Here is a 12878-nt window from a genome sequence, read left to right as displayed (position 1 = left end):
GTGACACGGGCCCGCGCCTCACCACAGGCTGAGCAGCGCTTCCACCGAGTCCGGGCCCGAGGACTCGCCGTCCGGGAGGGCCAACTCGAACCAGACCGTCTTGCCGTGCGGGGTGCGGCGGCTGCCCCAGCCCGCGCTGAGGAGGCCGACCAGCTGGAGCCCGCGGCCGCCCTCGTCGGTGTCGCGGGCGCGCCGCCGCCGCGGCTGGACCAGGTTGCCGTCCCAGACCTCGCACACCAGCGTCCGGTCCAGCAGCAGCCGTAGCCGTATCTCGCCCTCGCCGTACCGCAGCGCGTTGGTCACCAGCTCGCTGACCAGCAGCTCGGTGGTGTCGACCAGGCCCTCCATGCCCCAGGACTCCAGCTGCTCACGGGCGAGTTCCCGGGCCCGTCCGACCGACTGCGGGTCACTCGGCAGCTGCCAGTCGCCGACCGACTCGCTCGGCAGGCCCTGCACCCGGGCCATGAGCAGGGCGATGTCGTCCTCGCCGTGGTGGGTGTCGAGGCTGCTCAGGACGTGGTCGCAGATGTCCTCCAGCGAACTGTCGGGCCGGTCGGCGCCCTCGCGTGTGGACAGGGCGTTACGGAGGTCCTGGAGCCCCTCGTCCAGGGCGTGGTCACGGGATTCGACGAGGCCGTCGGTGTAGAGGGCCAGCAGCGCGCCGTCCGGCAGCTCGACCTCGATCTCCTCGAAGGGCTCGCCGCCGACCCCGAGCGGCATCCCCGGCGGCACCTCCATCAGCAGGGCGCCCTCCCCCGGTTCGATGATGGCGGGCGGCAGATGGCCCGCGTTGGCGAAGGTGCAGCGCCGGGTGACCGGGTCGTAGACGGCGTAGACGCAGGTGGCGAGGTAGACCTCGGACAGGTCGGAGGAGCCGTCGAAGGACCGCCCCGCGGCCCGGGCGCCCGCGTTCGAGCCGGCGGGCGCGCCGAGCCCCCGGGCGATCTCGTCCAGCGCGGAGAGCACCTCGGCGGGCTCCACGTCCAGCAGGGCGAGGGTGCGGACGGCGGTGCGCAGCTCGCCCATCGCGACGGCGGCCCGCAGGCCGCGTCCCATCACGTCGCCGACCACCAGCGCGGTGCGGTGCCCGGGCAGTTCGATGACGTCGAACCAGTCACCGCCCACCTCGGTGGCCGCGTTGCCCGGCAGATAGCGGCAGGCGATGTCGAGCCCGGCGGCCTCCGGGTCGCCGGGCGGGAGCAGGCTGCGCTGGAGGATCAGCGCGCGTTCGTGTTCTCTGCGGTAGAGCCGGGCGTTGTCGATGGAGACGGCGGCGCGGGCGGCCAGTTCGACGGCGAGCGCCCGGTCCCGTTCGCCGAAGGGTTCGCTGCCCTTCGTACGGGAGAACTGGGCGAGGCCGACGACGGTGTCGCGCGCGACCATCGGCACCAGGAGGGTGGACTGGAGCATGGCGCCGAGCTCCATGCCCTCGCCGCTGTCGCGGCCGGTGACGACCCGGACCTGGGCGGTGCGCAGGGCGTGGGCGCACAGCGAGTGGAAGGGGTAGCGGTGCACCTCGCCGACCTCGATGGGCTTGGGCAGCTCGTCCTGGCCGCTGTCCTCGGTGCGGTAGATGTCGCCGAAGGCGACGGGGCCGTCCGAGACGGCGCTGGCGAAGGCGACGCGGCGCAGTTCGGCGCTGCCGTCGGCGAGCCCGGGCGGGGTCTCGTCGCCGGACAGCAGCCCCTGGTAGAGGTCGACGGAGGCCAGGTCGCAGAACTGCGGGACGGCCACGTCCAGGAGTTCGCGGGCGGTGGTCTCCAGGTCCAGCGAGGTGCCTATTCGGGCCCCGGCCTCGTTCAGCAGCGCCAGGTTGCGGCGTACGCCCGCGGCCTCCTGCTCGGCGCGGCGGCGGCCGGTGACGTCGGTGGCGAGCCCGGCGATGCCGATGGGGCGGCCCGATCCGCTGTGCAGCCGGTACAGCGACACCGACCAGCGGCGCCGGTCATGGCTGCCGGGGACCGGGCCCACGATCGGCATGTCCGTCAGGGAGCTTCCGCTGTCCAGGACTTGGCGCAGGGCGGCGGCGAGCCGGTCGGCCTCGCCCCGGGGCAACAGATCGTGGGCGGTGGCACCGCGGTACTCCTCGACCGGGCGGCCGAAAACCGTCGCAAAGCGCTCGTTGACGCGGAGCATGCGCAAATCTGTACCGAAGAGAAAGAAACCAAGCGGAGATTGACCGAAAACGGCCTGTGAGGCGGCAAGATCGGTTTCCAGCCCGCGCAGCGCGCCCACATCGACGGCGATACAGAGCGCGGTGCGCTCCCCGTCCTCGTCCTGGCTCGGCATCACATACACCTCGGCGATGCTGACTCCGCCGGGCGCCCGGGGGCTGCGGTAGGGGACCAGGCCGGTCCACTCCCGGCCGTCCAGGATGTCGGCGACCTTGCGGCGGCCGGTCTCCCGCAGCTCAGCCGGTACGAAGGCGTCCACCGGGTCCTTGCCGAGGGCCTGGGCCGCCGTCAGTCCCAGCAGCTCGGCGGCGCGTTCACTCCACTGTGCGATGCGGCCGTCGGACCCGAGCGAGAAGGAGGCGATACGGATGTAGTCATAGATCGACCCGGGCGGACTGCTCTGCCACACATCGGACAGCGAACCCAGCATCGCCCCCGGCACCGGTACGGACGCCGACGTCGACGTCGACGCAGACGCCGATTCCGGCGTCGATGACATTTGCGACACGGGCGACACCTGCGAACCGACCGTCTCCTCGGGGATATCCGCCCCCGCTGGCTTCTCGCTCATGCGCCCGTCCCCTCCGGCTCAGGTGCTCCGACCGGCTACAGATAGCCGAGTATCCAGCACCACGGCCATCCGGAGTACGGTCTTCACGATCACAGCACTATCTCAGCCCGCAATCCGTTTCCGTCCCGGCTTTTGATGAAGCGCTCAAGATCAGCGCTCCCCCTCACTCCTAACCGGGGAGAGGCAGCTCGAACCACACCGTTTTTCCGGCCCGGCCCCGACGGGTACCCCAGCGCAGTGCGGCCCGGGCGATCAACTCCAGCCCCCGGCCGCTCTCGTCCTCCGGGGACGCCGTACGCGCGTGCGGCGGGTCGTCCAGCGGGTCGGAGACCTCGACCATCAGCACGGAACGCGGCACGCCGGTTTCGCGACGGGCGTACATGCGCAGCCCGATCGGGCCACTCGCGTACCGCAGGGCGTTGGTGACCAGTTCGCTCACCAGCAGCTCCGTCACATCGCCCAGCGCCGACAGACCCCAGTCCTCCAGCGCCTGCCGGACCAGGCAGCGGGCGGCGCGCACGGATCCCGGCTCGGCGGGGAAGACCCACTCGACGAAACCGGGGGTGGGCCCGGCGGCGGTTCCTGCGCTCTCACTCACGCCGATCACTTCCCAGCCGCTTCCAGCCGCCGCACCGCCCTGCCGAAATGGAGGGATTCAGACGGTTCAGAGGGGTTAATCAGCACATACCCGAATTCCGGGCCGCGGTATCGCCCCGGGGCGCCCCGGCAGGGCCGAATGAGCTCACAAGGGATCAGCGGGCGCGCGGACGGGGGTGTTCCGCGGCGCGCAGCCTCCGGACCGCCTCCGCGACCGCGGGCCGGTCCTCGTCCAGCCAGTCGACCTCGTCCACCCGGTCGGGGGTCAGCCAGCGCAGCTCGTCATGGTCCTCCAGCGGACGCGGCTCGCCGGAGCGCAGCGCGGCGGTCCACACCCGCAGGACATAGCCGGGCTTCAGCGGCCACTCGCCGGGCAGCGGCTCCAGCGGCTCGACCTCGACGCCCAGCTCCTCGCGCAGCTCCCGCACCAGGGCCTGCCGCGGGGTCTCGCCGGGCTCGGCCTTGCCGCCGGGCAGCTCCCAGCGCCCGGCCAGCTCGGGCGGGGCGCTGCGCCGCGCGGCCAGCAGCCGCCCCTGGTCGAACACCGCTCCGCCCACCACCACGCGCACCGTCATGCCCGCACTCTAGGGGGCGTCCGCGCGGCGCCGCCGGGGCGCCGGCGCAGAGCCCGGCGGGCCGGATTCTCCCGCCCGGACGAACGGGAGACTCCGGCCCGCCGGCGGCAAGGCCTCTTACAGGTTGTACGGACGGCGGCTCGGACGGGCCGCGTCAGCCCGCCTGCCCGGTCGCGGCGGTCCGCTCGACGACGTAGAGCTGCTCCTGCCCCTGGTCGTCCAGTCGGTCGGCGACCTCCTGGGCCTCCGTCCGCGTGGCGTAACGGCCGACGCGATAGCGGTTGCCGTTGCCGTCCTGGCGGATGACGAGCCATGGCAGCACAGCGTTGCCGTCACTCATCTCTCCGCCCCCTCCGTCGTGGCGCACCCGGGCACGCGTCTGGGCGACACCGTCAAGGAAATCCCGTTCCGCATATGCCCGAGCCTACGCCCTACCTTCACGCAGCGGATACGTGTTCTCACAACGAGGCACGCATCCGGCCACGCGCTCAACGGCGCGTGGAGACCGTCTCCCGGTCCGCCTCGCCGGTCAGTTCCTCGGCCGTGGTGTCGGCCAGCTCGCGCTCGGCCTCCAGCAGCGTGGGATTGCGCCATGCGCTGCGCACGCCCCAGACGTAGAAGCCGAGGGCGATCAGGGTGACGACCAGGATGTCCCAGCCCTCCGGCAGATAGCCGCGGCCGCCGAACTCCTTGCCGCCGGCCCACGACACCGCGGCCATGACCAGCAGGTACGCCACCATCCAGGCGCCCGCCGCCAGATGCGGCTTCAGCTCGGCCCACGGCTTGCGCAGCTCGTACCAGGCCCAGATCGGCAGGCCGATCGCCATGATGAAGATGACCTTGCCGGTGAGCGGCCAGCGGGCCCAGTAGAGGACGAGCGAGCCGAAGACCATCGCGATCGGCGCGATGACCGGCATCGCGCGCAGCTTCACCGGGCGCGGCAGGTCCGGGGAGAGCCGCCGCAGCGACATCACGGCGACCGGTCCGGTGATGTACGAGATGACGGTCGCCACGGAGACGATCTCGGCCAGCGAGCCCCAGCCGCGGAAGACCGCGAGGAACACGAACGCGATCACCAGGTTGAGCACCAGCGCCGGACGCGGAATGCCGGTCTTCGGGTCGACCTTGCCGAAGACGCCGGGCAGATGGCCGTTCTCCTGGACGCCCTGGACCATGCGGGAGGTGGTGGCCGCGTAGATCATGCCGGTGCCGGACGGGGAGACGAAGGCGTCCGCGTACAGCAGCAGCGCCAGCCAGTTCAGCCCCCAGGCGAGGGAGAGGTCGGCGAGCGGGGAGTCGTACGAGAGCTTCGCCCAGCCGCCGTGCGCGAGGTCGGCCGCCGGGACCGCGGTCAGGAACGCGACCTGGAGGGCCACGTAGATCACCAGCGCGATGAGGATGGAGCTGATGACGGCCTTGGGCAGCGACTTGCCCGGGTTGCGGGCCTCGCCCGCCATGTTCAGCGGCGACTGGAAGCCGTTGTACGCCCAGACGATGCCGGAGACGGCGACGGCGGTGAACACCGAGTTCCAGCCGTTCGGCGTGAAGCCGCCGTTGCCGGTGACGTTGCCGGTGTCGAAGTGCGCCATCAGCAGGGCGCCCGCGGTCAGCGTGGGAACGACGACCTTGAAGACGGTGATCGCGGTGTTGGTCTTCGCGAAGAGGGTGATCGCGAACCAGTTGAGGAAGAAGTAGAAGACGAGCAGCACGGACGCGAGCGCGACACCGCTGCCGGTCAGCTCCTTCCCGTCGTACAGCTCCTTGGCCCAGCCGAAGTCCCAGGAGCTCATGTACTGGACGGACGCGGTCGCCTCACCGGGGATGACGGAGACGATCGCGATCCAGTTGGCCCAGGCCGCAAGGTATCCGGCCAGCGAGCCGTGCGAGTACTGGCCGTACCGCACCATGCCGCCGGCCTTGGGGAACATCGAACCGAGTTCGGAGTACGTCAGGGCGATGGTCAGGGCGACCGCCGCGCCGATCACCCAGGCAAAGATGGCCGCCGGACCCGCCAGCGCCGCGGCCCGCGCGGCACCGAACAACCAGCCGGAGCCGATGATCGAACCGAGGCCCACCGCGGTGAGGGCCACCGTGCCGAGTGACCGTTTGTAATGCGAGTGGGAACCCTGCTCCGTGGTCAACGCCCCTCACGCTCCTTTCGCCCCCCAGACCTGATGCAAACCGCGCCATCGTACAAGCGAAATAAGGGTGCGCTTTACGGGCTTGAGGACGATCTGAGCTATCGGACATCGCGTGTGATCTATGCAACACGCTTATCGGGCATCGCACGAAGGTGCTGGCCAGACGGTACGGGACGGCACTGGCCGCGGCGCCCTCACTGACGCTGCCATTCCGCTGCGATATCGCCGAATGTGCCCGATTCGATACGTCACGCGCATCGATTCCAACGCATGGGTTTTGAATAGCGAGGGACGGGGAACAAGGCGCCATCCACGAAACAACAAGCTCAAAGCTGGCTCAAGTTGGCCGCGAGCCGGAGAAAAGAACAGCCGAATAAATTACCCGCCTTTTACCCGTCGTTCGCCCGTACCGTGGGCACGGTCGGCACCGGCAACAGCACCGGCACGCTCTGCGCACCCTTGGGGCGCTTGCGGCAGGCGTCGCCGCACTCGGCGTCCAGCGAGCAGCACAGCGAGCACACCGCCCCGGCCCGCACCGGGCAGTCGGCGATGTCCGGCAGCTCGTACGCCGTCTCGCACTCCGCACAGGTGTGGACGGCGGTGATGTCCGGCACCTCCACCCCCGGCCCGTTCACCGGGTTCGGCCGGGCCAGGTAGTAGCGCCCGCCGGTGAGCCAGGCCAGCAGCGGGCTGAGCACCAGCGCCAGACCGCAGGCGATGAAGGTGGAGAACGCCTCGGCCACCTCGCCGAACACCCCGAAGAAGGCGATGATCGAGACCGTCGAGGCGATCACCATCGCACCGAACCCCGCCGGGTTCACCGCGTACAGATACGCGCGCTTGAACTCGATGTACTTCGGGCTCAGCCCCAGCGGCTTGTTGATCACCAGATCGGCGGTGACCGCCGCGATCCAGGCGATGCCGACGTTGGAGTAGAAGCCCAGCAGCTTGTTGAGCGCCGCGAACATGTTCATCTCCATCAGCGCCAGCGCGATGGCGAGGTTGAGGAAGATGTACCAGACCCGGCCGGGGTGACGATGGGTCACCCGGGAGAAGAAGTTGGACCAGGACAGCGAGCCGCTGTAGGCGTTGGTCACGTTGATCTTGATCTGGGAGACCACGACGAACAGCGCGGCCGCCGGCAGCGCGACCGAGCCGAGCCAGGGCTTCAACGCCTCGATCTGCGGGGCGATCGGCTCCAGGGCATGGGTCGTGCCGACCGCGCCGAGCGCGACGAAGGCCAGGAACGCGCCGCCGAGTTGCTTGGCCGCGCCGATCACCACCCAGCCGGGCCCGGCGGCCAGCACCGCCAGATTCCAGCGCCGCCGGTTCTGCTCGGTCTTGGCGGGCATGAAGCGCAGATAGTCGGCCTGCTCACCGATCTGGGCGATCAGCGAGAGCGCCACGCCGGTGCCCAGCCCGTACCCGATCCAGTCGAACCCGGAGCCCGCCCCCTCCGTACCGCCGAAGGAGGCGAACGAGGCCCAGGCGTCCGGCCGTTCGAAGGCCAGCACCACGAACGGCAGCACCAGCCCGACCAGCCACAGCGGCTGCGTCCACGCCTGCACCTTGGCGAGCGCGCCCATTCCGCGGAAGACGATCGGGATGACGATGAGAGTGGTGATCAGATACCCGATGGGGAGCGGGATGTGGAGGGCCTGATGCATGGCCTGCGCCATGATCGAGCCCTCCAGCGCGAAGAAGATGAAGGTGAAGCTCGCGTAGATGAGCGAGGTCAGCGTCGATCCGAAGTAGCCGAATCCGGCGCCGCGGGTGATCAGATCCATGTCCAGCCCGTAGGTCGCACAGGCGCGAGCGATCGGGATGCCGGTCAGGAAGATGATCGTCGCCGCGGTGAGGATCGAGGCGAGACCGCTGGTGAAGCCGTACGTGAAGACGATGGACGCGCCGATCGCGAAGTCGGCGAGATAGGCGATACCGCCGAGCGCCGTCGACGCGACCATGGTCGGCGACCAACGGCGGTAGGAGTGCGGCGCGTAGCGCAGCGAATAGTCCTCGCGGCTCTCGTCGGCGGCGAGCCGGGCGTAACTGCGCCGCGGCGCGGGGGTTCCTGTCGGCCCCGTCTGCGTCTGGTCGGGTGTGACCGTGTCCGTCATGGCGGCTTCCCCTGTCGTCCGGCGCGTGAGCGGTACGCCAGAGGAAGCTAGGCCGGTCACATGTCGGCAGCCCGCGAGCGGGTGTTGCCGGTCCGTTACGGCGAGGAGCCGGACGTAAACTCGCGGTCACGACCTCACTTCACCGGCAGGTGGTACGCGACCCGGTAGCGCTCGGCCAGCGTCACCACGTCCGCCGTCTCGACGGGCCGACCGCCCGCGAAGTACGTACGGGAGACCACGAGCACCACATGGCCCGGCACCCCGCCGAGCGCCAGCACCTCCTCGGCGAGGCCCGGACGCGCCCCGACCTCCTCCGCCACGTTGTCCACCACGATGTCGACGGCCGCCATCCGGTCGACCACCCCGCGCCCGGCCAACGGCCCCTCCTCGGGCAGCATCACGGGCGTGCGGCCGGTGACGGCGAGCGGTTCCCAGGACGTGGAGAGCATCACCGGCTCGCCCGCAGCCCGGAACAGATACCGGGTGCGCATGACGCGCTCGCCCGGCGCGACCCGCAGCCGCTCGGCGATCTCCGGGCTCGCCCCCTCCTGTTCGCTCCCGCACTCCCAGGTGCCGCTGACCCGGTCGTCCCCCTGCTCCTGCCGGAACGGACTGGACTCGCCCCGGGGGTGGTAGCCGGTGCGCATCAGACGGCGCGGAACGGGCTGCTCACGGACGTACGTACCCGACCCGGAACGGCCCTCGACCAGGCCCTCGGCCATGAGCACCTTGCGCGCTTCGAGGGCGACGGTGTCGGAGACCCCGTACTCCTCGCGGATCCGCGCCTGGGAGGGAAGGCGGGCGTGCGGTGGCAGATCGCCCGCGACGATCTTCTTCCGGAGGTCGTCGGCGACACGGAGGTATGCGGGCTGGTCACCAAAGGCCACGTGCACTCCCAGTGGTTGACAGTCAGCAACAGCTTGACAACCGTCGGTTGTCCCTAGCAACTGACGGCCAGAGCTTCACTAGAAGTGGTGAACTCCAGTTCGGGGACGTTTATATCGACAGGCATCCGGTTCACCCGGTTTGATGGTGATCATGAACCCGCAGGCCGCCCACCCGAGGAGAACCGTGCCCCAGCGACCCGCACGCCTCCTTCGCGGCGCCCTGCTCATGGCCCCGCTCCTGCTGCTGAGCGCGTCCTGCACCGGACCGTCCCACGAGGCGCCCCCGACCCCGGGCGCGGCGGGCAAGGGCGACCCCCTCTTCCCCCGCCTCGGCAACGGCGGCTACGACGTCACCCACTACCGCCTCGCCCTCGACTACACACCCGGCACCCACCGGCTGCGCGGCACCGCCCGGATCACCGCCCGCGCCACCCGCGCCCTCAGCTCCTTCCACCTCGACCTGGCCGGGCTGCACGTCCGCAAGACCACCGTGAACGGCCGCCCCGCCCGCGCCACCCGCGACGGCACCGAGCTGGCCCTCACCCCCGCCACCGCCCTCCCCGAGGGCCGCGCCTTCACGACCTCCGTGGTCTACGACGGCGAGCCGAAGGCCATCACCGACCCGGACGGCTCCCGCGAGGGCTGGCTCCGCACCGCCGACGGCGCCGTGGGACTCGGCGAGCCAACCGGATCGATGACCTGGTTCCCCGGCAACAACCACCCCTCCGACAAGGCCACGTACGACATCACCGTCACCGTCCCCCGGGGCTACGCGGCCGTCTCCAACGGCGAACTCACCCGCCGCAACACCCGCCACGGCCGCACCACCCACCACTGGCGCACCCGCGACCCCATGGCCACCTACCTGGCCACCGTCGCGATCGGCCGCTTCGACATCCACACCACCACCGCCCACGGCCTCCCCCAGTACGTCGCCATCGACCCCGACGAGGCCGATGCCTCCCGCGACCTCCCCGCCCGGATCACCACGATCACCGCATGGGAACGCCGCACCTTCGGCCCCTACCCCTTCGCCTCCACCGGCGCCATCGTCGACCGCCTCCCCGAGCTCGGCTACGCCCTGGAAACCCAGACGAAGCCCTACTTCGCCGCCGCCCCCGACGAGCGCCTGATCGTCCACGAACTCGCCCACCAGTGGTTCGGCAACTCGGTCACCCCGCGCACCTGGAAGGACATGTGGCTCAACGAGGGCTTCGCCACCTACGCCGAATGGCTCTGGACCGAACAGCACCACGGCCGCACCGCGCAGCAGACCTTCGACGCCTTCTACGACGGCACGGACGAGGAGAGCAAGGGCATCTGGTCCTTCCCACCCGCCATCCCGCCCTCCCCCGGCCACATCTCCGACCCACCGGTCTACGGCCGCGGCGCGATGGCCCTCCACCAACTCCGCCGCACCGTCGGCGACCCCACCTTCTTCCACATCCTCCGCACCTGGCTACGGGACCACCGCCACGGCAACGCCGACACCCGGCAGTTCACCACCCTCGCCGAACGCCTCTCCGGCAAGGACCTCGGCACGCTGTTCACCACCTGGCTCTACGCCAAGGGCAAGCCGAACCGATAGGGCGACGGGCCGAGCCCGGTAGCGGGCTACGAAGGAGCGGGTTCCTTTCCCGGCTCGTCGACGGGTCGTGACGCGGTCCTCCCCAGAGCGAAGAGCAGTCTCAGGCGTGCCTCGACCATCAGCAGGCCGACGACGGGGACGTCACTTTTCATCGACCGATAGGGGGTCACGGTTCAAAGCACGCCGACACCCGCCTCGTGAGCACTTTTGGAGACGGTAAGCGGCGGGGCCGGGCCACGCGCGCTGGAGGCCCGGCCCCTGGACCATTCGGGCGGCGTCACCGCGTCCGCCCGGGTGTGGTGGGCGTCCGAACGGCTCACCTGCGTGGCGTCCAGCGGATCCGGCCCGGCCGCGGTACCTACCGTCGCCATAGAGCAGAAGCTCGCGTCGGACGATCGTGCCTCATTCCGACTGGGGCGCCCGGGTACGAGGGAGAGCGGAAATGGCAGTGCGAACGATGTGGGATCCCAGCGCGGGAAAGGGGGCGAAAAAGGAGGTCACTCGCGCGGTTTCGGTGTGCACGGCCGCCCTGGCGTTTCTCGGCGCCAGCTGTCCGCCGGCACCCGCGGCGAATTCCCGGGCGGCCTCGCCCCGCTTGTGCGCGACGAAACCAGCCCCGCCGTCCGGCAATTCCGGCAGGGCGCACAGTGCGACCACCCCGGCATCGACCACCTCGGGAAGCGATGTGTGGAACTTCGCGTCCGCGCCACGCCTCCATCCCATGCGGGTCACGGTGACCACGCGCAAGCCCGGGACGGCTCCCGGAAACATCTTTGTCGCGCCCTACAGCGCCGGCACGGTCGCCGGCCAGACCGGCTCGCTGATCCTCGACGACTCGGGTGATCCGGTCTGGTTCCGTCCGCTCCCCTCCGCCAACCTCCAGAACGCCGACTTCAAGGTGCAGAGCTACCGCAATCCGAAAACCGGCAGAACACAGCCGGTGCTCACCTGGTGGCAGGGGACCCTCGCCATTCCGCCGACCTATACGAACCTGCCGTCCGGGGCTCCGGAACCAGGTGGGTGCTACTACATCTACGACTCCCACTACCGCCTGCTGAAGACGGTCTTCGCCCGTCACGGGTTCTCTCCCGACGAGCATGAATTCCTGCTGACCCGCAGGGGGACGGCGCTGTTCCTCGCGTCGAAACCGGTCCCGATGGATCTCACCCGCTACGGAGGGCCGAAGAACGGGGCGATCCTGGACAGCCAGATCCAGGAGGTCGACCTCGCCACGGGGAGGCTCGTCTTCTCCTGGGACATGCTGGAGCACGTCGACCCCGCCGATTCCAAGGTGTCGGCGTCCGACCTGTCATCGTCCGGCGGAGTGTGGGACGCCTACCACGTGAACTCGATCGACGAGGGACCGGGCGGTCAACTGCTGGTCTCGGCCCGTGACATGTGGGCCGTTTACAACGTCTCCAGGAAGACCGGGAAAATCCGCTGGCAGCTCGGCGGCAAGAAGAGCGATTTCTCCTTCGCCCGGAACGCGAAATTCTTCTGGCAGCACGATGCGCGGTTCCGGCCGCGACACGAGATCAGCATGTTCGACGACGGATGCTGCGACCTACCGGACGGCGCACCCGAGCAGAAGTCCCACGGTCTGATCCTCAAGCTCGACTTCCGCAGCCACCGGGCGACGGTCGCGAGAGCCTTCTACCACGATCCGACGCTGTTCTCGGCGACCCAGGGAAACACCCAGGCACTCTCCAACGGCAACGAATTCATCGGATGGGGCCAGAGTCCCTACTACTCCGAATACGCGGGTGCCGGGAATTCGGAGCACACCCCCTCACGAAACCTGCTCTACGACGTGAGGATGCCGGGCTCGAACATCTCCTACCGGGCGTTCCGCGACACCTGGGTCGGCACGCCCTACTACCGGCCCGCGGCGGCGGTGCGGGCGAGCGGACCGCACAGCGTCGTCTACGCCTCCTGGAACGGCTCGACACGGACCAGGGCGTGGCAGGTGCTCGCCGGACCGAACCCCCGGTCCCTGTCCGTGGTTGTCGGGCACGCCCGGCGGACCGGCTTCGAGACGGCCGTCACGACCCCGGCCCACGGGCCGTACTTCCAGGTAAGGGCTCTGGAAGCGGCAGGGAAGGTCCTGCGGGCGTCCAAGGTCGTGAAGCTCGACCGCACTGCGTGATGAGCCCCATCAGCCGTGCTCGGTCAGGGCGGCGAAGGTCCGGGCGATGCGGGTGCGGTCGTGACAGCCGCCTTGAGCCGGA

The 12878-nt window shown here is 70.0% G+C and carries 10 protein-coding genes; 2 read left to right on the top strand and 8 right to left on the bottom strand.

The annotated features are described in order from the left end of the window. Positions 1–18: 18 nt before the first annotated feature. The 7 genes from LCH29_RS16670 to LCH29_RS16640 form a co-directional block, all read right to left on the bottom strand. Complete coding sequence (locus tag LCH29_RS16670; RefSeq protein ID WP_446462520.1) at positions 19–2745, bottom strand: SpoIIE family protein phosphatase; 2727 nt, start codon at positions 2743–2745, stop codon at positions 19–21. 169 nt (positions 2746–2914) lie between these two features. Continuing rightward, a complete protein-coding gene (locus LCH29_RS16665) occupies positions 2915–3352 on the bottom strand; it encodes an ATP-binding protein (RefSeq protein WP_446462519.1) in 438 nt (145 codons plus the stop codon). 145 nt (positions 3353–3497) lie between these two features. Then, on the bottom strand, positions 3498–3917 hold the full coding sequence (locus LCH29_RS16660) for a (deoxy)nucleoside triphosphate pyrophosphohydrolase (RefSeq protein WP_063735772.1): 420 nt from the start codon (positions 3915–3917) through the stop codon (positions 3498–3500). A gap of 154 nt (positions 3918–4071) precedes the next feature. Further along, positions 4072–4257, bottom strand: a complete 186-nt coding sequence (locus tag LCH29_RS16655; RefSeq protein ID WP_063735773.1) for an SPOR domain-containing protein — start codon at positions 4255–4257, stop codon at positions 4072–4074. Positions 4258–4405: 148 nt separating this feature from the next. Continuing rightward, positions 4406–6058 (bottom strand): APC family permease, encoded by a 1653-nt coding sequence (locus tag LCH29_RS16650; protein ID WP_446462518.1) that lies wholly within the window; start codon positions 6056–6058, stop codon positions 4406–4408. A 389-nt stretch (positions 6059–6447) separates the two neighbouring features. Beyond that, on the bottom strand, positions 6448–8175 hold the full coding sequence (locus tag LCH29_RS16645) for a purine-cytosine permease family protein (RefSeq protein WP_446462517.1): 1728 nt from the start codon (positions 8173–8175) through the stop codon (positions 6448–6450). 134 nt (positions 8176–8309) lie between these two features. Then, the gene (locus LCH29_RS16640; protein ID WP_446462516.1) at positions 8310–9062 is read right to left on the bottom strand and encodes a GntR family transcriptional regulator; all 753 of its coding nucleotides are present in this window, start codon (positions 9060–9062) and stop codon (positions 8310–8312) included. A 151-nt stretch (positions 9063–9213) separates the two neighbouring features. Here LCH29_RS16640 and LCH29_RS16635 point away from each other — a divergent pair, with 151 nt between their 5' ends. Beyond that, complete coding sequence (locus tag LCH29_RS16635) at positions 9214–10650, top strand: M1 family metallopeptidase (protein ID WP_446462515.1); 1437 nt, start codon at positions 9214–9216, stop codon at positions 10648–10650. 402 nt (positions 10651–11052) lie between these two features. Here the strand turns inward: LCH29_RS16635 and LCH29_RS16630 are convergent, their stop codons facing one another. Further along, the gene (locus LCH29_RS16630; protein ID WP_446462514.1) at positions 11053–11397 is read right to left on the bottom strand and encodes a hypothetical protein; all 345 of its coding nucleotides are present in this window, start codon (positions 11395–11397) and stop codon (positions 11053–11055) included. Here LCH29_RS16630 and LCH29_RS16625 point away from each other — a divergent pair. Next, positions 11384–12796: an arylsulfotransferase family protein gene (locus tag LCH29_RS16625; protein ID WP_446462513.1), complete on the top strand. Its 1413-nt coding sequence runs from the start codon at positions 11384–11386 to the stop codon at positions 12794–12796. The genes LCH29_RS16630 and LCH29_RS16625 overlap by 14 nt on opposite strands. Positions 12797–12878: the final 82 nt, after the last annotated feature.

This window comes from Streptomyces sp. BRA346 (assembly GCF_052851135.1).
This window is presented reverse-complemented; position numbering and strand designations above follow the sequence as displayed.

Excerpts from the sequence above, each read along its gene's own strand:
- LCH29_RS16655 (WP_063735773.1), bottom strand. The coding sequence starts at position 4,257 with ATGAGTGACGGCAACGCTGTGCTGCCATGGCTCGTCATCCGCCAGGAC.
- LCH29_RS16635 (WP_446462515.1), top strand. The coding sequence starts at position 9,214 with ATGAACCCGCAGGCCGCCCACCCGAGGAGAACCGTGCCCCAGCGACCC.
- LCH29_RS16645 (WP_446462517.1), bottom strand. The coding sequence starts at position 8,175 with ATGACGGACACGGTCACACCCGACCAGACGCAGACGGGGCCGACAGGA.
- LCH29_RS16660 (WP_063735772.1), bottom strand. The coding sequence starts at position 3,917 with ATGACGGTGCGCGTGGTGGTGGGCGGAGCGGTGTTCGACCAGGGGCGG.
- LCH29_RS16670 (WP_446462520.1), bottom strand. The coding sequence starts at position 2,745 with ATGAGCGAGAAGCCAGCGGGGGCGGATATCCCCGAGGAGACGGTCGGT.